Below are 17,429 nucleotides of genomic sequence, written 5' to 3'. Positions count from 1 at the left end.
AGGCACCCGGGCGACCCGCGTGGGGCCTCCCGGGCACACCGGGTGATCTGAGTCGCAGCGGGCGGGCGCGGGCGCTCCGTAAGATCTCTCCATGACAGGTACGGGAGAGTGCGCGCGCTGGGCGCCGGGGGACCAGATCCTCTGGCGCTACCGGGACAACGGCCGGGCCCACCGGGCGCCCGGCGCCCCGCCCGTGCACATCTGCCGCCCGGTGACCGTCGTCCAGGACACCGCCGAGCTGCTCGCCGTCTGGATGGCGCCCGGCACCGAATGCGTACGCCCGGTCCTGGCGAACGGCACCCAGGTGCACGCCGAACCGCTCGCCACCCGCTACACCGCGCCCCGCACCACCGTGCGCTCGACCTGGTTCGGGGCGGGGGTGCTGAAGCTGGCCCGGCCCGGGGACCCGTGGTCGGTCTGGCTGTTCTGGGACCGGGGGTGGACCTTCCGGAACTGGTACGTGAACCTGGAGGAGCCGCACCTCCGGTGGTCCGGAGGGGTGGATTCCGAGGATCACTTTCTCGACATCTCCGTGCACCCGGACCGGAGCTGGAAGTGGCTCGACGAGGACGAGTTCGCCCAGGCGCAGCACGTCGGCCTGATGGACCCGGCGACCGCCGCCCGGGTCCGGGAGGCCGGGCGGGCGGCCGTCGAGGTGATCTCGGGGTGGGGCTCGCCGTTCCGGGACGGCTGGGAGCACTGGCGGCCCGATCCCCGGTGGCAGGTTCCGCCGCTCCCGGATGACTGGGACCGCACCCCTGCCCATATGCCGTCGTGAGACCCTGGACGCACCCCCCGGGGGCCCGGTCGGCAGGCCCGGCTCCCCGAGGGACGCGCCGGCGCGAACGGCGCACACCACACCGGATCTGACCACAAGTCATCGCATCGGTCGTGCGGAAGGACGGGCCACGGACCCGGCCGGACCGCCCGGTCGCAGGCCACCACGAGGGGGTGGAGACGTGTTCGCTGCCCGCTGCCGCGCCACCGTGCGCGGACCGGCCGCCGCGCGGAACGTCGCCCTCCGGCCATCTCGCGGACGCACGGTTTCGGCCCCGCGCGCCGGGGCATCCGCAGACAGCCGTTGTCCTCATCGCGGTCGCCGGGGCACAGTGGCGCCCCACGAAGCGACTGCCTCATACAACCGGCCCGGACGGACGGAATCCCACGCGTGACGGAGCACCCCACCTCCCACGAAGGCCGGCAGCCTCTCGCGGCGCGGCAGCAGGAACGCACCCGGCCCCGGCAGCAGGACGCGGCGGCCGCGGCCGCCGCTGCCGCGATCCCGGCGCCGGCCGCCGCGCCGAACCCGGGCCCCGGACCGGCCGCCGTCGGCGCGGCGACCCGGCGGATCGCCCGGGGCATAGACCTGGACGAGATCGTCCTGGGGCTGTGCCGGGCCAGTGTGCCGACCTTCTCCGACGCGATCCTGGTCTACCTCCGCGATCCGCTGCCGGTCGGGGACGAGCGGCCGGTGAGCCCGTTCGTGCTGCGGCTGCGCCGCAGCGACCGGCTCCGGCTGACCGACGAGGACGGCGAGGCCGGTTCGGAGACGGAGCGGCTGCGGCCGCTCGTCGCCGACCCGACGGCCGACCTGATGCCCGCCGCCGAGCTGTGCGAGGTGCGGGCGGGCGGCGCGCTGGCCGAGGTGCTGCGCGGGGTGCGGCCGGTCTTCGGCGACTCGGCGGCGGCCCGGGCCGCGCTGCCCGAGCTGCTGGGCCCCGGGCGCCTGGTCCCCACCGGCCACCGCGCGATCCTCGCCCCGCTGCGCGGCAGGCGCCGGGTGATCGGCGCCGCCGTCTTCGTACGCTCCACGGAACGGCCCCCGTTCGAGGCCAGTGACCTGCTGGTGGCCGCCCAGTTGGCGACGCACACCGCGCTCGGCATCGACAAGGCCGTGCTGTACGGGCGCGAGGCCTATATCGCCGACGAGCTCCAGCGCACGATGCTCCCCGACTCGCTCCCCCAGCCCACCGGCGTACGCCTCGCCTCGCGCTACCTCCCGGCGGCCGAGACGGCCCGGGTCGGCGGCGACTGGTACGACGCGATCCCGCTGCCCGGCAGCCGGGTCGCGCTGGTCGTCGGCGATGTGATGGGCCACTCCATGACCTCGGCGGCGATCATGGGCCAGCTCCGGACGACGGCCCAGACCCTGGCCCAGCTCGACCTGCCGCCGCAGGAGGTGCTCCACCACCTGGACGAGCAGGCGCAGCGGCTCGGCAGCGACCGGATGGCGACCTGCCTGTACGCGGTCTACGACCCGGTCGCGCACCGGATCACCATCGCCAACGCCGGGCACCCGCCGCCCGTGCTGCTCCACCTGGGCGGCCGGGCCGAGGTGCTGCGGGTGCCGCCGGGTGCCCCGATCGGGGTGGGCGGGGTCGACTTCGAGGCCGTCGAGCTGGACGCCCCGGCCGGTGCCACGCTGCTCCTCTACACGGACGGGCTGGTCGAGTCGCGGCTGCGGGACGTGTGGACGGGCATCGAGCAGCTGCGGGAGCGCCTGGCGGCGACCGCGCAGCTCACCGGGGACGACCACTCGCCGCCCCTGGAAGCGCTCTGCGACGACGTGCTCGACATCCTGGGCCCGGGCGACCGGGACGACGACATCGCGCTGCTGGCCGCCCGCTTCGACGGGATCGCGCCGAGCGATGTGGCGTACTGGTATCTGGAGCCGGAGGACGCGGCCCCGGGCCGGGCCCGCAGGCTGGCCCGGCGGGCGCTCACCCGGTGGGGTCTGGACGAGCTGTCCGACGAGGTGGAGCTGCTGGTCAGCGAGGTCGTCACCAACGCGGTGCGCTATGCGGAGCGGCCGGTGACGCTGCGGCTGCTGCGGACCGACATCCTGCGCTGCGAGGTCGGCGACGACTCCCCGCAGCTGCCCCGGCAGCGCCGGGCGCGGGAGACGGACGAGGGCGGGCGCGGGCTGTTCCTGGTGAACCGGCTGGCCCGGCGGTGGGGAGCGACACGGCTGTCCACGGGCAAGGTGGTCTGGTTCGAGATGGCGACCCCGAGCCGGTAGCCCCGTACGCGCGAAGGGAGGGGCGGTGCCGACATCGGCACCGCCCCTCCCCTCATCCGCGCGGGGTCACTCCCCGGGTGCTCCCACGCCGGGCCGCTCGCCCGGCTGCCCGTCGCTCTCCCCGGGCGTCGGCGGCAGCTCCGGGGTCTGGGTCTTGGTGGGCGGGGTGACGGGCGGCGGGGAGCTGGTCGGCGGGAGCGAGGGCTCCGAGGGGGTCTCGGTGGGCTTCTCGCTCGGGGTGGGCTCGGACGGCGTCTCGGACGGGGTGGGCTCCTCGGTCGGGGTGGGCTCCTCCGAGGGGGTCTCCGACGGGGTGGGCGGTGCGGGGACCTCGCCGCGCTCCACGTCCTGGAGGTCGAACTTCGCGTCCGAGCCGCCGCCGAGGGCGCCGAGGGTGTAGTCCGCCCAGATCCGGGCCGGGAAGCCGCCGCCGTTGGCCCGGCCGGAGTTGGCCGTACCGGTCAGGGAGACCTGCCTGCGTCCGCCGTCGGCCTCGCCGAAGAGGGCGACGACCGTGGTCAGCTCGGGGGTGTACCCGGCGAACCAGGCCGACTTGTTCTCCTCGGATGTGCCCGTCTTGCCCGCCGCCTGGTAGGCGGGGGTACTGGCGGCGCGGCCGGAGCCGGACTGGACGACCCCGGTGAGCGCGGAGGTCACGGTGTCGGCCGACGCGCGGCTGATCACCTGCTGCTGCTTGGGCGCCTCCGGCTTCACCGTACGGGCGCGGTGCTCGGCGGACTGGAGGATGTGCGGGGTGACCTTGCGGCCGTGGTTGTCGAGGGTCGCGTAGACGCCCGCCATGTCCCAGGTCGAGGCGTTCATGGTGCCGAGGGTGACGGCGGGGCGCTCGGGGAAGTTCTTGTCCGGTACGCCGAGGGCGAGCGCGGTCTTCTTGGTGGCGGCGGGCGTCACGTCCACGATCATCTGCGCGAAGACGGAGTTGACCGAGCTGTTCATCGCCTTCTGGACGGAGATCGGGCCGTAGCTCCGGTCGTCCTCGTTCTGCGGGTTGAACGGGGTGTCGCTGCCGACGACGGGCCGCTTGCTGGTGCCGTCGTAGATCGTGTTCAGCCCGATCAGGCTGCCGTCCTGGGTCTTCGACTCGTTCTCCAGGGCGGCGGCGAGCACCAGCGGCTTGAAGGTGGAGGCCGGCTGGTAGTCCTGGCGGGTGGCGTTGCTGATGTAGTGCTTGACGTAGTCCTCGCCGCCGTACAGCGCGACGACCTTGCCGGTCTTCGGGTCGACCGAGGTCGCACCGGCCTGGACGGTGGCGTCGATCTTGTTGCCCTCGCGGTCGAGCTTGGACTCCAGCTCCTTGTCCACCGACTTCTCCAGCGCCTGCTGGCGCTTCTTGTCGATGGTGAGGGTGAACGTCCAGCCGCCCGCCTCACGGTCCTCGGCGGAGATGCCCTGCTTGTCCAGCTCCTTGTTGACCGCCTCGACCAGATAGCCGGTCTGGCCCTCCATGCCCTTGGCGGGCTTGGGCTTCTGCGGGTAGGGGAACTTCTGCTCGGCGCGCTCGGACTCCTCCAGCCACCCCATCTCGACCATGTTGCGCAGGGTGTAGGCCCAGCGCTCCTTGACCAGGGTCTTGCTGGTGGGGGTGGCGGTGGCCCAGTCGTACTGGCTGGGGGCCTGGAGGAGGGAGGCGAGGTAGGCGCCCTGGGAGACGTTCAGGTCCTTGGCGTCGATGCCGTAGTACGCCTGGGCGGCCGCCTGGATGCCGCTGGCGCCGCGACCGTAGTAGGCGGTGTTGATGTACCCGGCGAGGATCTGCTCCTTGGACTGCTTCTGGTCGACCTTGAGCGAGATCACCAGTTCCTGGACCTTGCGGCTGATGGTGGGGTCCTGGGTCAGGTAGTAGTTCTTCACGTACTGCTGGGTGATGGTCGAGCCACCCTGCTTGCCCTTGCCGCTGAGCGTGTTGAACAGAGCGCGGGTCGTGCCCTTGAGGTCGACGCCCTGGTCCTTGTAGAAGGTCTTGTTCTCCGCGGCGACGAAGGTCCGCTGCACCGGCTCGGGCACCTGGGACAGGTCCACGATCTGGCGGTTGACGCCGTTGTTGGACCGGGCGAGGACCGTGCCGTCGCTGTACTTGTAGACGTTGCTCTGCCGCTCCGCCATGACGTTGGGGGCGGGGACCGGGACGTAGAAGTAGAGCGCGAGGAAGGCGCCCATGCCCAGCAGGACGATCCCGAAGAACGTGCCCAGCATCTTCTTCCAGGTGAAGAATCTGCGTATGCCGCCCTTCTTCGCGGCCCGGCGCGATCCTCGCGCCTGAGCCCGTCGCTCATCCGCTCGACCCATTGCTGTGTTGCTCCCGCTTCTCTGCTCGACCGGCCCGCTCGGTTCACCCAGTCCACTCAGACCTGCCAGCTAACACCGTCGGCAGGGACAAAAGGCAAGCGATCCAGTCTTTTACGGACGTGACAATCAGCACCCGCTCCCCTGGGAACCGACTCATCAGGGGTGCGCAAGGTTGCGACATCCGATAATGTGGAATCACATTGCTAGCGCGGCACAGGCCGCACGGAACGGGGGATCCCATGACCGGACAGCACGACGACCACCGCCCGGACGCTCCGGCGGCGGAGCTCACCATCGACGCCCCCGACATGCCCGCCCCGCAGGTCAGGGAAGTCGCCGCGCACTCGATACCGGGCGGCATCGGGCTGCTCCTGACGGTGCTCGGGGTGCTCGCGGGGATCGGCCTGATCATCGGCGGCGCGGTGCTCAACGGGAGCGGCGCCACCGCCGTCGGCGTCACCTTCCTCATCCTCGGACCGCTCCTCACCCTCACCTCCTTCTTCTGCATGAGCGGTGTGAAGATGGTCGCTCCCGGTGAGGCCCGGGTGATCCAGCTCTTCGGGCGGTACGTCGGCACCATCCGCACCGACGGGCTGCGCTGGATCAACCCGCTGACCAGCAGCCAGAAGATCTCCACCCGGATCCGCAACCACGAGACCCCCGTCCTCAAGGTCAACGACGCCTACGGCAACCCGATCGAACTGGCCTGCATCGTCGTCTGGAAGGTCGAGGACACCGCCCAGGCCCTCTTCGAGGTCGACGACTTCCTGGAGTTCGTCGCCACCCAGACCGAGGCGGCCGTCCGGCACATCGCGATCGAGTACCCGTACGACGCCCACGAGGAGGACGGCCTCTCGCTGCGCGGCAACGCGGAGGAGATCACCGAGAAGCTGGCCGCCGAGCTGACCGCCCGGGTGCAGGCGGCGGGCGTCCTGATCATCGAGTCCCGTTTCAGCCACCTCGCGTACGCCCCCGAGATCGCCTCCGCCATGCTCCAGCGCCAGCAGGCCGGCGCGGTCGTCGCGGCCCGTCAGCTGATCGTGGAGGGCGCGGTGGGCATGGTCGAGATGGCCCTGGAGCGGATCGCCGAGCAGGACATCGTGGAGCTGGACTCCGAACGGAAGGCCGCCATGGTCAGCAATCTGATGGTGGTGCTGTGCGGTGACCGCGCGGCGCAGCCGGTCCTCAACACGGGCAGCCTCTACCAGTGACCGGCCAGACACCTCCCCGGCGGACGCCGGCGTCCGGGCCGCAGCAGCGCAAGCAGATGCTGCTGCGGCTGGACCCCGCGGTGCACGACGCGCTGGCCCGCTGGGCCTCCGACGAGCTGCGCAGCACCAACGCGCAGATCGAGTTCCTGCTGCGCCGGGCACTGAAGGAGACGGGGCGGCTGCCGGGCTCCGCGGCGCCGATCGCCCGCCGGGGGCGGCCACCGAAACGGCCGCCGGAGGGCCGCCTACCGGAGGAGCGCCCGCCGGAAGGCCGCCCACCGGAGCGTCGCCCGCCGGAGGAGCCCGAGGCTCCGCCGGGGCCCGGCGCGTAGAGAGCCCCCGGCCCCGCCACTGCCGATTCCATGGGCCGGGGGCGCCTTTCGGCCTCGTATACACACGAGGTATACACACCGTGTACAGTGTTTCTCATGTCTATCGGTCACACCCTCCTAGGGCTCCTGGAATCCGGCCCCCGCCACGGCTACGACCTCAAGCGGACCTTCGACGAGAAGTTCGGCCAGGACCGCCCGCTCCACTACGGCCAGGTCTACTCGACGATGTCCCGGCTCCTGAAGAACGGGCTCGTGGAGGTCGACGGCATAGAGAGCGAAGGGGGGCCCGAGCGCAAGCGGTACGCCATCACCGACGCCGGGATCACCGACGTCTCACGGTGGCTCATGCAGCCCGAGAAGCCGGAGCCGTACCTCCAGTCGACGCTCTACACCAAGGTCGTCCTCGCCCTCCTCACCGACCGCAGCGCGGCCGACCTGCTGGACTCCCAGCGCTCGGAGCACCTGCGGATGATGCGCATCCTCACCGACCGCAAGCGCAAGGGCGACCTCGCCGACCAGCTCATCTGCGATCACGCGCTCTTCCATCTGGAAGCCGATCTGCGCTGGCTGGAACTGACCGCCGCCCGTCTCGGCCAGCTCGCCAAGGTGGTGACCGCATGACCCCCGAAGGCTCCCTGCTCTCCGCACACGACCTGCGCAAGACCTACGGCTCGACGCCCGCCCTGGACGGCGCCTCGTTCTCCGTGCACCCCGGCGAGGTCGTCGCCGTGATGGGCCCCTCCGGCTCCGGCAAGTCGACCCTGCTGCACTGTCTGGCCGGGATCATCACCCCGGACTCCGGCACCATCACCTACGCGGGCCGCGAGCTGTCCGCGATGTCGGACGCCGAGCGCAGCGCCCTGCGCCGCAGCGAGTTCGGCTTCGTCTTCCAGTTCGGCCAGCTCGTGCCGGAGCTGACCTGCGTGGAGAACGTGGCCCTGCCGATGCGGCTGAACGGGGTGAAGCGCAAGGCCGCCGAGCGGACCGCCCGGGAGTGGATGGAGCGGCTGGAGGTCGACGACCTGGGCGCCAAGCGTCCCGGCGAGGTCTCCGGCGGGCAGGGCCAGCGCGTCGCCGTGGCGCGCGCCCTGGCGGCATCGCCCAGGGTCATCTTCGCCGACGAGCCGACCGGTGCCCTGGACTCCCTCAACGGTGAGCGGGTGATGGAGCTGCTCACCGAGGCCGCCCGCTCCTCCAACGTCGCGGTCGTCCTGGTCACCCACGAAGCCCGGGTCGCCGCCTACTCCGACCGTGACGTCACCGTGCGCGACGGCCGGGCCCGCGATCTGGAGCACTCCGTATGACGCTGCTCGACAAGAGCCGGGCCCCGGTGGCACAAGCCCCTCGCCCGGCCCCGCCCTCGCGCGGCTCGGCCACCCTCCGGGACCTCGGCCTCGGCATCCGGTTCGCCGCCGCCGGGGGCCGCGAGGGCTGGATCCGTACGCTGCTGACGGCGGTCGGCGTCGGCCTCGGGGTCGCGTTGCTGCTGCTCGCCTCCTCCGTACCGCACATGCTGGACGAACGCTCCACGCGCGACCAGGCCCGCAGCGAGGTGAAGGTCTCCGCCGAGAGCTCGACGAAGTCGGACACCTCGGTGCTGCGGCTCGACACGAGCACCGAGTACCACGACCGCAGCATCACCGGCCGCCTGCTGCGCGCCGACGGTCCGGCGCCCGTCCGCCCGCCGGGGGTCGCCCGCTTCCCCGGGCCGGACGAGATGGTGGTCTCCCCCGCGCTGAAGGAGCTGCTCGCGGCGCCCGGCAACGAACTGCTGCGCGAGCGGCTGCCGTACGAGATCACCGGCACGATCGGTGACGCCGGGCTGCGCTCGCCCAACGAGCTGTTCTACTACGCGGGCAGCGACACCCTGACGCCCGCCGTCGGCGCCGAGCGGGTCTCCGGATACGGGGCCCACCGCCCGGCCGACGAGCTCCCGCCGCTGCTGGTCGTGCTGACCGTCATGGTCTGTGTCGTGCTGCTGGTGCCGGTCGCCATCTTCATCGCCACCGCCGTGCGGTTCGGCGGCGACCGGCGCGACCGCAGGCTCGCCGCGCTGCGGCTGGTCGGCGCGGACATCCGTACCACCCGGCGCATCGCCGCCGGGGAAGCGCTGTTCGGCGCTGTGCTCGGGCTGCTGCTCGGGCTGGCCTTCTTCCTGGTGGGGCGGGGGTTCGTCGGCACGGTGGAGGTCTGGGACGTCAGCGCGTTCCCGGCCGACGTGGTGCCCGATCCGCTGCTGGCCCTGCTGATCACGGTCGCGGTGCCGCTGACCGCCGTGCTCGTCACGCTGGTCGCGATGCGCTCGGTGGTGATCGAGCCGCTCGGTGTCGTACGCCGGGGGAAGGACCGGGGCCGCCGGCTCTGGTGGCGGCTGCTCATGCCCCTCGCGGGTCTGGCGGTGCTCGGGATCACCGGCCGGATCGACGAGTACGCGTACGAGCCCGTGAAGCCGTTCCCGATCGCGGCCGGGGCCGTGCTGGTGCTGGTCGGTCTCGCCCTGCTGCTGCCCTGGCTGGTCGAGGCCTGCGTGAAGCGGCTGCGCGGCGGTCCGGTGCCCTGGCAACTGGCCGTGCGCAGGCTCCAGCTGAACAGCGGGGCCGCGTCCCGCGCGGTCAGCGGGGTCACGGTGGCGGTGGCGGGGGCGATCGCCCTTCAGATGCTGTTCGCGGCGATGAACGCCGACTTCAACCGGGTGACCGGCCAGGACCCCACCCGGGCCCAGTTCGCCGCGTATTCGGAGGACGTCACCGGCGAGGCGGCCACCTCGGCCATCGAGCAGTTCCGCGCCACCAAGGGCGTGGACGTGGTGATCGGCTCGGTGCAGGCGTACGCGTCCAAGCCCGGCGTCTACGCCGACGACGACATCCCGCCCACCACCTCGCTGATCATCGGCACCTGCGAGACCCTGCGCGAGCTGGCCCGGATCACCGCCTGCGAGGACGGCGACACCTTCGTCGTCCACCCGCCGGGCGACAAGGACATGTCCTCCTGGGTCGACCGGACGGCCCGCAAGGGCAAGGTGGTCGAGGTCGGCTCCGGGGAGGGGGAGCCGGTGCGGTGGACCCTGCCCGCCGACGCCCGCACCGTGCAGGGCCGCAAGGACCCGATGGGCAACACGCACTACGGGATCATGGCCACCACCGGCGCGGTCGACGCGAGTACGCTGCCCGGCGCGCAGATCACCGCCCAGATCCGGGTCGACCGGAGCGTGCCGGACGTCGCCGAGCACGTACGGAACACGGCGGCCCGCGTCGACCCCGGGATGCGCTTCGTCACCCTGGACTCGGTGGAGCGCGACCGGCAGTACGACAGCATCCAGACCGGGCTCAAGGTCGGGGCGAGTGTGGTGCTGCTGCTGATCGCCGCCTCGATGCTGGTCTCCCAGGTGGAGCAGTTGCGCGAGCGCAAGCGGCTGCTGTCGGTGCTGGTCGCCTTCGGCACCCGGCGTACGACGATGGGCTGGTCGGTGCTGTGGCAGACCGCCGTCCCGGTCCTCCTCGGCCTGGTGGTCGCGGTCGTGGGCGGGCTCGGGCTGGGCGCCACACTCGCCTGGATGATCGCGAAGTCCGTCTCCGACTGGTGGCTGTTCCTGCCGCTGACGGGGGTCGGCGCGGGGCTGATCCTGCTGGTGACGGCGGCGTCGATGCCCTCACTGTGGCGGCTGATGCGGCCGGACGGACTGCGGACGGAGTAGCGGGAGCAGGGACCACGCGGGGTGCGGCCGGAAGAAAGCACAAGCCCTTCCGGCCGCACCGCGCTGTCTCCACCCGGCTCCGGGCGGACGGAGTCCGGCCGCACCGGCCGCCCCCTCACCCTTCCGGCGCGTCCACCACCCGGACCGGAAGCGGCTCCATCGCCCCCCGCAGCGCGGCGGCGAACTCCTCGAACTCGCCGCCCCGCGCCGACCCGGCCCGCATCGCCAGCGCCACCCGCCGGGTGGGCGCCGGGTGGGCGAAGTACCCGGTGGCCAGGGCGTCGTTGCGCCCGGTCTCCACGGTCACCGCCGTACGCGGCAGCAGCGTCACCCCGAGCCCGCCCGCCACCAGTTGCACGAGGGTGGAGAGCCCGGCGGCGGTCGTGGTGACCGGCGCCCCCTCCGTACGCCCGGCCTCCCGGCAGATGTCCAGGGCCTGGTCGCGCAGGCAGTGGCCCTCGTCCAGCAGGAGCAGCGGCAGCTCCCGCAGCGCCTCGCGCGGGATGTCGGCCCGGCCGCCCAGCCAGTGGTCCTGCTCCATGACCAGCACGAAGTCCTCGTCGAACAGGGGCAGCTCGCTCACCCCCGGCACCCCGAGCGGCACGGCGAGGAGCAGCAGGTCCAGCCGTCCGGCGGCGAGCCCCTCCAGCAGGGAGGAGGTCTGCTCCTCGTGGACCTGGAGGTCGAGGTCCGGGTAGCGGTCATGGACCAGCCGGAGCACGGTGGGCAGCAGATACGGGGCGACAGTCGGGATCACCCCGAGCCGGAGCACCCCCGTGAACGGCGCCCGGGCCGCCTCCGCCTCCTCCATCAGCGCCGCGACGGCCTCCAGCACGACGCCGGTCCGCACCGCGAGCCGCTCCCCCGCGGGCGAGAGCAGCACCTTGCGCGTCGTACGCTCGATGAGCTGGACACCCAGTGCCTCCTCCAGGGCGGAGACGGCTCCGGAGAGTGCCGGCTGACTCATCCCGATTGCGGCCGCCGCGTCCCGGAAGTGCAGATGTTCCGCCACGGCCGCGAAGGCTCGCAACTGCGACAGGCTGGGCTGCTTGGCGGCCGACTTACCGGACTGCTTCGGGCGTATGCCCTGTTTTCCCTGCGCCACTGATAGGCACCTCCGATCATCACGACCGAGTGTAGCTATTTCCCTGATCAATGCACTCTGTGCCAAGGTGGATCTCGTCCAACCCTCAGGAACTCCCTCAAAAGGGGAGTTCCAGACGTTGCAAGGAGAGCGCGTGCTCACTGTCGGTGACAAGTTCCCCGAGTTCGACCTGACTGCTTGTGTTTCGCTGGAGAGCGGCAAGGAGTTCGAGCAGATCAACCACAAGACCTACGAGGGCAAGTGGAAGATCGTCTTCGCGTGGCCGAAGGACTTCACCTTCGTGTGCCCCACCGAGATCGCCGCCTTCGGCAAGCTGAACGAGGAGTTCGCCGACCGTGACGCCCAGATCCTCGGCTTCTCCGGTGACTCCGAGTTCGTGCACCACGCCTGGCGCAAGGACCACCCGGACCTGACCGACCTGCCCTTCCCGATGCTGGCCGACTCGAAGCACGAGCTCATGCGTGACCTCGGCATCGAGGGCGAGGACGGCTTCGCCCAGCGCGCCGTCTTCATCGTCGACCAGAACAACGAGATCCAGTTCACGATGGTGACCGCCGGTTCCGTGGGCCGTAACCCCAAGGAGGTCCTGCGGGTCCTGGACGCCCTGCAGACCGACGAGCTGTGCCCGTGCAACTGGACCAAGGGCGAGAACACCCTCGACCCGGTCGCGCTCCTCTCGGGCGAGTGATCCGATAACCATGGCTCTCGACGAACTCAAGTCCGCCGTACCGGACTTCGCCAAGGACCTGAAGCTGAACCTCGGCTCGGTCATCGGCAACAGCGACCTCCCCAAGCAGCAGCTGTGGGGCACCGTGCTGGCCTGCGCGATCGCCTCGCGCTCGCCGAAGGTGCTGCGCGAGCTGGAGCCCGAGGCGAAGGCCAACCTGTCGCCCGAGGCGTACACCGCGGCGAAGTCGGCGGCCGCCGTCATGGCGATGAACAACGTCTTCTACCGGACCCGGCACCTGCTGTCGGACCCGGAGTACGGCACGCTCCGCGCGGGCCTGCGGATGAACGTCATCGGCAACCCGGGCGTGGAGAAGGTCGACTTCGAGCTGTGGTCGCTCGCCGTCTCCGCGATCAACGGCTGCGGCCAGTGCCTGGACTCCCACGAGCAGGTGCTCCGCAAGGCCGGTGTGGACCGGGAGACGATCCAGGAAGCCGTCAAGGTCGCTTCGGTGATCCAGGCGGTCGGTGTGACCCTCGACGCCGAGGCCGTACTCGCCGAGCAGTGACACCGCACCACCCCTGATACTGAGGAAGAGCCCCGCGGACGACCGACCGTCCGCGGGGCTCTTCTTTTCCGTTCTCCCGTTCCGTACGCCTACTTCTCCGGCGGTTCCGGTGGTGCGGCCGGCGGTGGTGCGGGCTCGGCGCCCGGTTCGTCCGGGCCGCCCGGTCGTGCCGTGGCCGGTGCCGGTGATGACGTCGGGGCGCCCAGCGCGGTGGCCCCGTGCTGTCCGCCGACCGGGACGGAGGCACCGTACGACCGGAGATAGCCGACCACCGTATTGATCACGGCGACCAGCGGTACGGCGACCACCGCGCCGCCGATGCCCGCGACCAGGCCGCCCGTCGCCACCGCGAGGACCACGGCCAGCGGGTGGACCCGCACCGCCCGGCCGAGGATGAACGGCTGGAGGATATGGCCCTCGATCTGCTGCACCGCCAGGACCACCACCAGCGCCCACAGCGCGGTCCACACCCCTTCGGTGACGAGCGCGACGACCACCGCCAGCGCTCCGGAGACCACCGCACCGACCAGCGGGATGAAGGCGAACAGGAAGATGAAGACGGCCAGCGGCACCGCGAGCGGCACATTGAGGAAGTAGAGCCCGAGGCCGATGAAGATGGCGTCGATCAGGGCGACGAGCACCGTGCCCCGCACATAGGCGGTCAGGGTGCGCCAGGCGCGCGGACCGGCACCGGCGACTCCGGGGCGGGCGGCGGCGGGCACCAGCCTGAGCGACCACTCCCAGATCCGCCGGCCGTCGTAGAGCAGGAAGATCGTGGAGAACATCGCCAGCAGCAGGCCGGTGAGGAACTCCACCATGAAGGTGACGCCCTGGAGCCCGGCGGAGGTGATCTCCTCCGTGTTGGTGCCGATGGTGTCGTTGAGGTTCTTGGCGATGTCGTTGATCTGCGACTCGGTGACATGGAAGGGGCTGTCCAGCAGCCAGCGCTTCAACTCGTCGATGCCGTCGCGGACCCGGTCGGAGAGCGTGTCGAGGTTCTCCATCACCTGCCACACGACGAACCAGCCGACCAGGCCGATGATGACGAACCCGAGCACCCCGGTCACGGCGGTGGCGAGCCCGTGCGGCAGTCCGATCCGCTTGAGCCGCACCACGGTCGGCTGGAGCATCGCGGTGATGAGCAGCGCGGCGGAGAAGGCGAGCACCACGAGCTGGACGGCGGTGATCACCTGCATCAGCACCCAGAGGGTCCCCGCGAGGACGAGCAGCCGCCAGCCTGCCTCGGCCGCGACCCGCATCCCCCACGGAATCGCCGCGACCGGATCGGGCTTGGCGGCGACGGAGGGGGCGTACGAGGGCGGCGCGGGCACCTGCGCCTCCGGAACCACGGGGGGCACGACGTCCCCGAGGGGGTCGCTTTCCTCGACGGCGCGCGCCCGGCGCTCTTCCAGGCGTGCGCCCAGCTCCGTCAGTTCGGACCCGAAGCGGCCCAGCCAGCCCGGTAGTTTCGACATGTCTCTTTCCCTTCCCCCGTCTTCGCTCCCCAGCGCCGACATGGGTCGCCGGATGCGACCGTACACGCGTGAAGCCCCCCACCGCGTGCGCGGTGGGGGGCTTCACGGAGCCGGGGCGGGGTCCGTTTCCCGGACCCCGTCGGCCTTTAGTACCACTTATTGGCCTGCCAGAAGGACCAGGCGCCGCACGGGGAGCCGTAGCGGCTGTCCATGTAGCTGAGGCCCCACTTGATCTGGGTGGCCGGGTTGGTCTGCCAGTCGGCACCGGCGGAGGACATCTTGTGGCCCGGAAGGGCCTGCATCAGTCCGTACGCACCGGAGGACGGGTTGACCGCGCGGTAGTTCCAGGTCGACTCGTGGTTCACGATGTTGCTGAAGCACTGGAACTGGTCGGCGGGGACCATCTGACGGGCCATCGCCTGGACCTGGGCCACGGTGTACGAGCCCTGCGCGGCGAACGAGGAGGCGTCGCGGACGGAGGACCGGCTGGCGCGCTCGGCCTCTTCCTTCTCCTTCTTCTCCTTCGCCGCCTTCTCGGCGGCCAGGCGCTCGGCCTCGACCCGCTCCTCGGCCGCCTGCTTCTTGGACTTGGCGTCCTTGGCGGCCTGGATACGGGCGGACTCCTCGGCCGACTTCTTCGCGGCGGCGTCGGCGGCGGATGCCTGGGCATCGGCCTGCTGCGTCAGCGAAGCGATCTGCACCTGGGCCTGCTGGCCCGTGGGGATGTCTGCGAGCAGCGTGGTGTCGGCTGCGGCCGCCTCGAAGTTGTTGTCGTCGGCGGCAGGTGCGCCGCCCGCAGCAACGCCTACGACGGCGCCTACGGTGGTGACCGCGGTGGCAGATGCCACGGCGAACCCCCGGACCGAGATCCGGCTCACATGGTGTCCTTCCAGCATCGCCCGCTTAGGTGACCTCGCGGGCGCAATCGTGCCCCTGGCACTGGCCTCCCTACTGCATGGGTCACGGGAGGCACGGGCCCGTTGGGCAACCCCGCTGAGGAGGCTGCCGCGTGGTGCTCGCGGGCGGCATACGGGCGGTCTTGTGTGGAGTTGTGTGGTGCGTGGCGCCTCTGGAGGTGCCCAAGTGCCGTATGCGGGGCCTGACGGAAGCAAGACTCTGCCGGACGCGGCCGCCACAGGGCAATTCTGTGCCGAGTGGGAAAGGTCACACACCGTTTGGACCATTGGATCCGCGGAAATGACGGCGCAACACGATGCCGCCCGGCTAAGCTCCTTGGCTCGCCGGACGGCATCAACAGGACATGCGGGTCAGATGTGGCCTTCCTCCAGCATTTCGGTCACCAGTGCGGCGATCTGCGAACGCTCCGAACGCGTGAGCGTCACATGGGCGAAGAGCGGATGGCCCTTCAGCTTCTCGACCACGGCGACGACTCCGTCGTACCGGCCGACCCGGAGGTTGTCCCGCTGGGCCACGTCATGGGTGAGCACCACGCGTGAATTCGCCCCGATCCGGGACAACACGGTCAGCAGGACGTTCCGTTCGAGCGACTGCGCCTCGTCCACGATCACGAAGGCGTCGTGGAGCGAGCGGCCCCGGATGTGGGTGAGCGGCAGGACCTCCAGCATCCCGCGCCCGAGCACCTCCTCGATGACCTCGCGCCCGGCGACCGCCGAGAGCGTGTCGAAGACCGCCTGCGCCCAGGGGCTCATCTTCTCGGCCTCGCTGCCGGGGAGATAGCCGAGCTCCTGGCCGCCGACCGCGTACAGCGGCCGGAAGACCATCACCTTCTTGTGCTGCTGGCGCTCCAGCACCGCCTCCAGACCGGCGCAGAGGGCCAGCGCCGACTTTCCGGTGCCCGCCCGGCCGCCCAGCGAGACGATGCCGACGTCCGGGTCGAGGAGCAGATCGAGGGCGATCCGCTGCTCGGCGCTGCGGCCGTGGATGCCGAAGGCCTCCCGGTCGCCCCGCACGAGCCGCACATTGCCCTCGGCCGTGACCCGGCCGAGCGCCTTGCCGCGCTCGGACTGGAGGACCAGGCCGGTGTGGACGGGCAGCTCGGCGGCCTCGGGGACGTACAGCGTCTCCTCGGTGAAGAGGAGGTCGACCTGCTCCCCGGAGAGGGGCAGTTCGGTCATTCCGGTCCAGCCGGAATCGGTGATGGCCAGTTCGGCCCGGTACTCCTCGGCGAGGAGGCCGACCGAGGAGGCCTTGATCCGCAGGGGCAGGTCCTTGGAGACGACCGTGACGTCGTACCCCTCCGCCTGGAGGTTGCGGGCGACCGCGAGGATGCGCGAGTCGTTGTCCCCCAGCCGGTATCCGGCGGGCAGGACACCCGGGTCGGAGTGGTTGAGTTCGACCCGGAGCGTCCCGCCCAGATCCCCGAGCGGGATCGGGGCGTCCAGCCGGCCGTACCGGATGCGGAAGTCGTCCAGCAGGCGCAGGGCCTGCCGGGCGAAGTATCCGAGCTCCGGATGGTGCCGCTTGGCCTCCAGCTCCGTGACCACCACGATCGGCAGCACGACTTCGTGCTCGTCGAAGCGGGACATGGCACCGGGATCGGCCAGCAGGACGCTGGTGTCGAGAACGTATGTGCGCCTGTCGGGCATGCGGCGCTTGCTACTGGTCACCACGGAAGGACGTACCCCCTCGGACGAGGTCGGGGAGTGCGACAAAAACGGTCGCGGAGCTTCCCGAAGGGAGAGGACGGACCGGGATCGGGCCCTGTGCGCGGGCCGGACCACGGCCTCCGCGTCGGCCGCAGGCTGACTGCGTCTACGGTCCTTCGTGTGCAAAGGGCCTCCCGGGCGAGCGGACTGGGTGCCGCTCACTTGGATGCGACATCCGCCTGGTTGGTGACCGGATGTCGACCTGTCAGGGGTATTCCCTGTTCGGCCCGAAGCCATGCCGCTGCATATGACACGGTGTGGAGAAGTCCCGGTGGACGCGCGATGACTCCCCTGTGAGGAGGGGAGTCATCGGGGAACGCGGGTGAAGAAGGTGAAGAACCCGAGGAGACCGTGTCCGGCCGGGATCAGCCGGATCGAGGTGTCCGGCCGGAATCAGGCGGATCGAGCGGTGTCCGGTCCGGGT

14 protein-coding genes are annotated in these 17,429 nt (G+C 71.1%); 9 read left to right on the top strand and 5 right to left on the bottom strand.

Features of this window, described 5'->3' with window-relative positions; genetic code table 11:
* Window positions 1-91 precede the first annotated feature (91 nt).
* Window positions 92-778, top strand: coding sequence for a DUF402 domain-containing protein (locus tag ACFW9Z_RS04020; RefSeq protein ID WP_384633973.1), 687 nt, complete (start codon window positions 92-94; stop codon window positions 776-778).
* A gap of 390 nt (window positions 779-1,168) precedes the next feature.
* The gene (locus ACFW9Z_RS04015) at window positions 1,169-3,019 is read left to right on the top strand and encodes a SpoIIE family protein phosphatase (protein WP_384633970.1); all 1,851 of its coding nucleotides are present in this window, start codon (window positions 1,169-1,171) and stop codon (window positions 3,017-3,019) included.
* A gap of 66 nt (window positions 3,020-3,085) precedes the next feature.
* Here ACFW9Z_RS04015 and ACFW9Z_RS04010 read toward each other — a convergent pair whose 3' ends face one another.
* Window positions 3,086-5,326 (bottom strand): transglycosylase domain-containing protein, encoded by a 2,241-nt coding sequence (locus ACFW9Z_RS04010; RefSeq protein ID WP_384633967.1) that lies wholly within the window; start codon window positions 5,324-5,326, stop codon window positions 3,086-3,088.
* Window positions 5,327-5,565: 239 nt separating this feature from the next.
* Between ACFW9Z_RS04010 and ACFW9Z_RS04005 the strand changes: the two genes are divergently transcribed.
* The 5 genes from ACFW9Z_RS04005 to ACFW9Z_RS03985 all read left to right on the top strand — a co-directional run bounded on the left by ACFW9Z_RS04005 (window position 5,566) and on the right by ACFW9Z_RS03985 (window position 10,563).
* Entirely contained in the window at window positions 5,566-6,537 is a 972-nt protein-coding gene (locus tag ACFW9Z_RS04005; RefSeq protein WP_384633965.1) for an SPFH domain-containing protein, read from the top strand.
* Window positions 6,534-6,869, top strand: coding sequence for a hypothetical protein (locus ACFW9Z_RS04000; RefSeq protein WP_384633962.1), 336 nt, complete (start codon window positions 6,534-6,536; stop codon window positions 6,867-6,869). The genes ACFW9Z_RS04005 and ACFW9Z_RS04000 overlap by 4 nt, the downstream gene beginning before the upstream one ends.
* Before the next feature lie 96 nt (window positions 6,870-6,965).
* The gene (locus tag ACFW9Z_RS03995; RefSeq protein ID WP_384633959.1) at window positions 6,966-7,490 is read left to right on the top strand and encodes a PadR family transcriptional regulator; all 525 of its coding nucleotides are present in this window, start codon (window positions 6,966-6,968) and stop codon (window positions 7,488-7,490) included.
* Window positions 7,487-8,173 (top strand): ABC transporter ATP-binding protein, encoded by a 687-nt coding sequence (locus tag ACFW9Z_RS03990; protein WP_384633957.1) that lies wholly within the window; start codon window positions 7,487-7,489, stop codon window positions 8,171-8,173. The genes ACFW9Z_RS03995 and ACFW9Z_RS03990 overlap by 4 nt, the downstream gene beginning before the upstream one ends.
* On the top strand, window positions 8,170-10,563 hold the full coding sequence (locus tag ACFW9Z_RS03985) for an FtsX-like permease family protein (protein ID WP_384633953.1): 2,394 nt from the start codon (window positions 8,170-8,172) through the stop codon (window positions 10,561-10,563). The genes ACFW9Z_RS03990 and ACFW9Z_RS03985 overlap by 4 nt, the downstream gene beginning before the upstream one ends.
* A 115-nt stretch (window positions 10,564-10,678) precedes the next feature.
* Here ACFW9Z_RS03985 and ACFW9Z_RS03980 read toward each other — a convergent pair whose 3' ends face one another.
* A complete protein-coding gene (locus tag ACFW9Z_RS03980; protein ID WP_384633951.1) occupies window positions 10,679-11,668 on the bottom strand; it encodes a hydrogen peroxide-inducible genes activator in 990 nt (329 codons plus the stop codon).
* Window positions 11,669-11,801: 133 nt separating this feature from the next.
* Between ACFW9Z_RS03980 and ACFW9Z_RS03975 the strand changes: the two genes are divergently transcribed.
* A complete protein-coding gene (locus tag ACFW9Z_RS03975; RefSeq protein WP_003966619.1) occupies window positions 11,802-12,356 on the top strand; it encodes a peroxiredoxin in 555 nt (184 codons plus the stop codon).
* A gap of 10 nt (window positions 12,357-12,366) precedes the next feature.
* Complete coding sequence (locus ACFW9Z_RS03970) at window positions 12,367-12,903, top strand: alkyl hydroperoxide reductase (RefSeq protein WP_384633948.1); 537 nt, start codon at window positions 12,367-12,369, stop codon at window positions 12,901-12,903.
* Between the two features lie 89 nt (window positions 12,904-12,992).
* Here the strand turns inward: ACFW9Z_RS03970 and ACFW9Z_RS03965 are convergent, their stop codons facing one another.
* From ACFW9Z_RS03965 to ACFW9Z_RS03955, 3 genes are all read right to left on the bottom strand, one after another.
* Window positions 12,993-14,378, bottom strand: a complete 1,386-nt coding sequence (locus ACFW9Z_RS03965) for an AI-2E family transporter (protein WP_384633945.1) — start codon at window positions 14,376-14,378, stop codon at window positions 12,993-12,995.
* A 146-nt stretch (window positions 14,379-14,524) separates the two neighbouring features.
* Entirely contained in the window at window positions 14,525-15,256 is a 732-nt protein-coding gene (locus ACFW9Z_RS03960) for a transglycosylase SLT domain-containing protein (protein WP_384633942.1), read from the bottom strand.
* 390 nt (window positions 15,257-15,646) lie between these two features.
* Window positions 15,647-16,969, bottom strand: a complete 1,323-nt coding sequence (locus ACFW9Z_RS03955; RefSeq protein WP_384633939.1) for a PhoH family protein — start codon at window positions 16,967-16,969, stop codon at window positions 15,647-15,649.
* Between the last annotated feature and the right edge of the window lie 460 nt (window positions 16,970-17,429).

Origin of the sequence: Streptomyces sp. NPDC059452, assembly GCF_042750035.1 — a bacterium.
In the GTDB taxonomy this organism is placed as follows: Bacteria; Actinomycetota; Actinomycetes; order Streptomycetales; family Streptomycetaceae; genus Streptomyces.
This window is presented reverse-complemented; position numbering and strand designations above follow the sequence as displayed.

Excerpts from the sequence above, each read along its gene's own strand:
- ACFW9Z_RS03970 (WP_384633948.1), top strand. The coding sequence starts at position 12,367 with ATGGCTCTCGACGAACTCAAGTCCGCCGTACCGGACTTCGCCAAGGAC.
- ACFW9Z_RS04020 (WP_384633973.1), top strand. The coding sequence starts at position 92 with ATGACAGGTACGGGAGAGTGCGCGCGCTGGGCGCCGGGGGACCAGATC.
- ACFW9Z_RS03995 (WP_384633959.1), top strand. The coding sequence starts at position 6,966 with ATGTCTATCGGTCACACCCTCCTAGGGCTCCTGGAATCCGGCCCCCGC.
- ACFW9Z_RS04005 (WP_384633965.1), top strand. The coding sequence starts at position 5,566 with ATGACCGGACAGCACGACGACCACCGCCCGGACGCTCCGGCGGCGGAG.
- ACFW9Z_RS04010 (WP_384633967.1), bottom strand. The coding sequence starts at position 5,326 with ATGGGTCGAGCGGATGAGCGACGGGCTCAGGCGCGAGGATCGCGCCGG.
- ACFW9Z_RS03965 (WP_384633945.1), bottom strand. The coding sequence starts at position 14,378 with ATGTCGAAACTACCGGGCTGGCTGGGCCGCTTCGGGTCCGAACTGACG.
- ACFW9Z_RS03990 (WP_384633957.1), top strand. The coding sequence starts at position 7,487 with ATGACCCCCGAAGGCTCCCTGCTCTCCGCACACGACCTGCGCAAGACC.
- ACFW9Z_RS03985 (WP_384633953.1), top strand. The coding sequence starts at position 8,170 with ATGACGCTGCTCGACAAGAGCCGGGCCCCGGTGGCACAAGCCCCTCGC.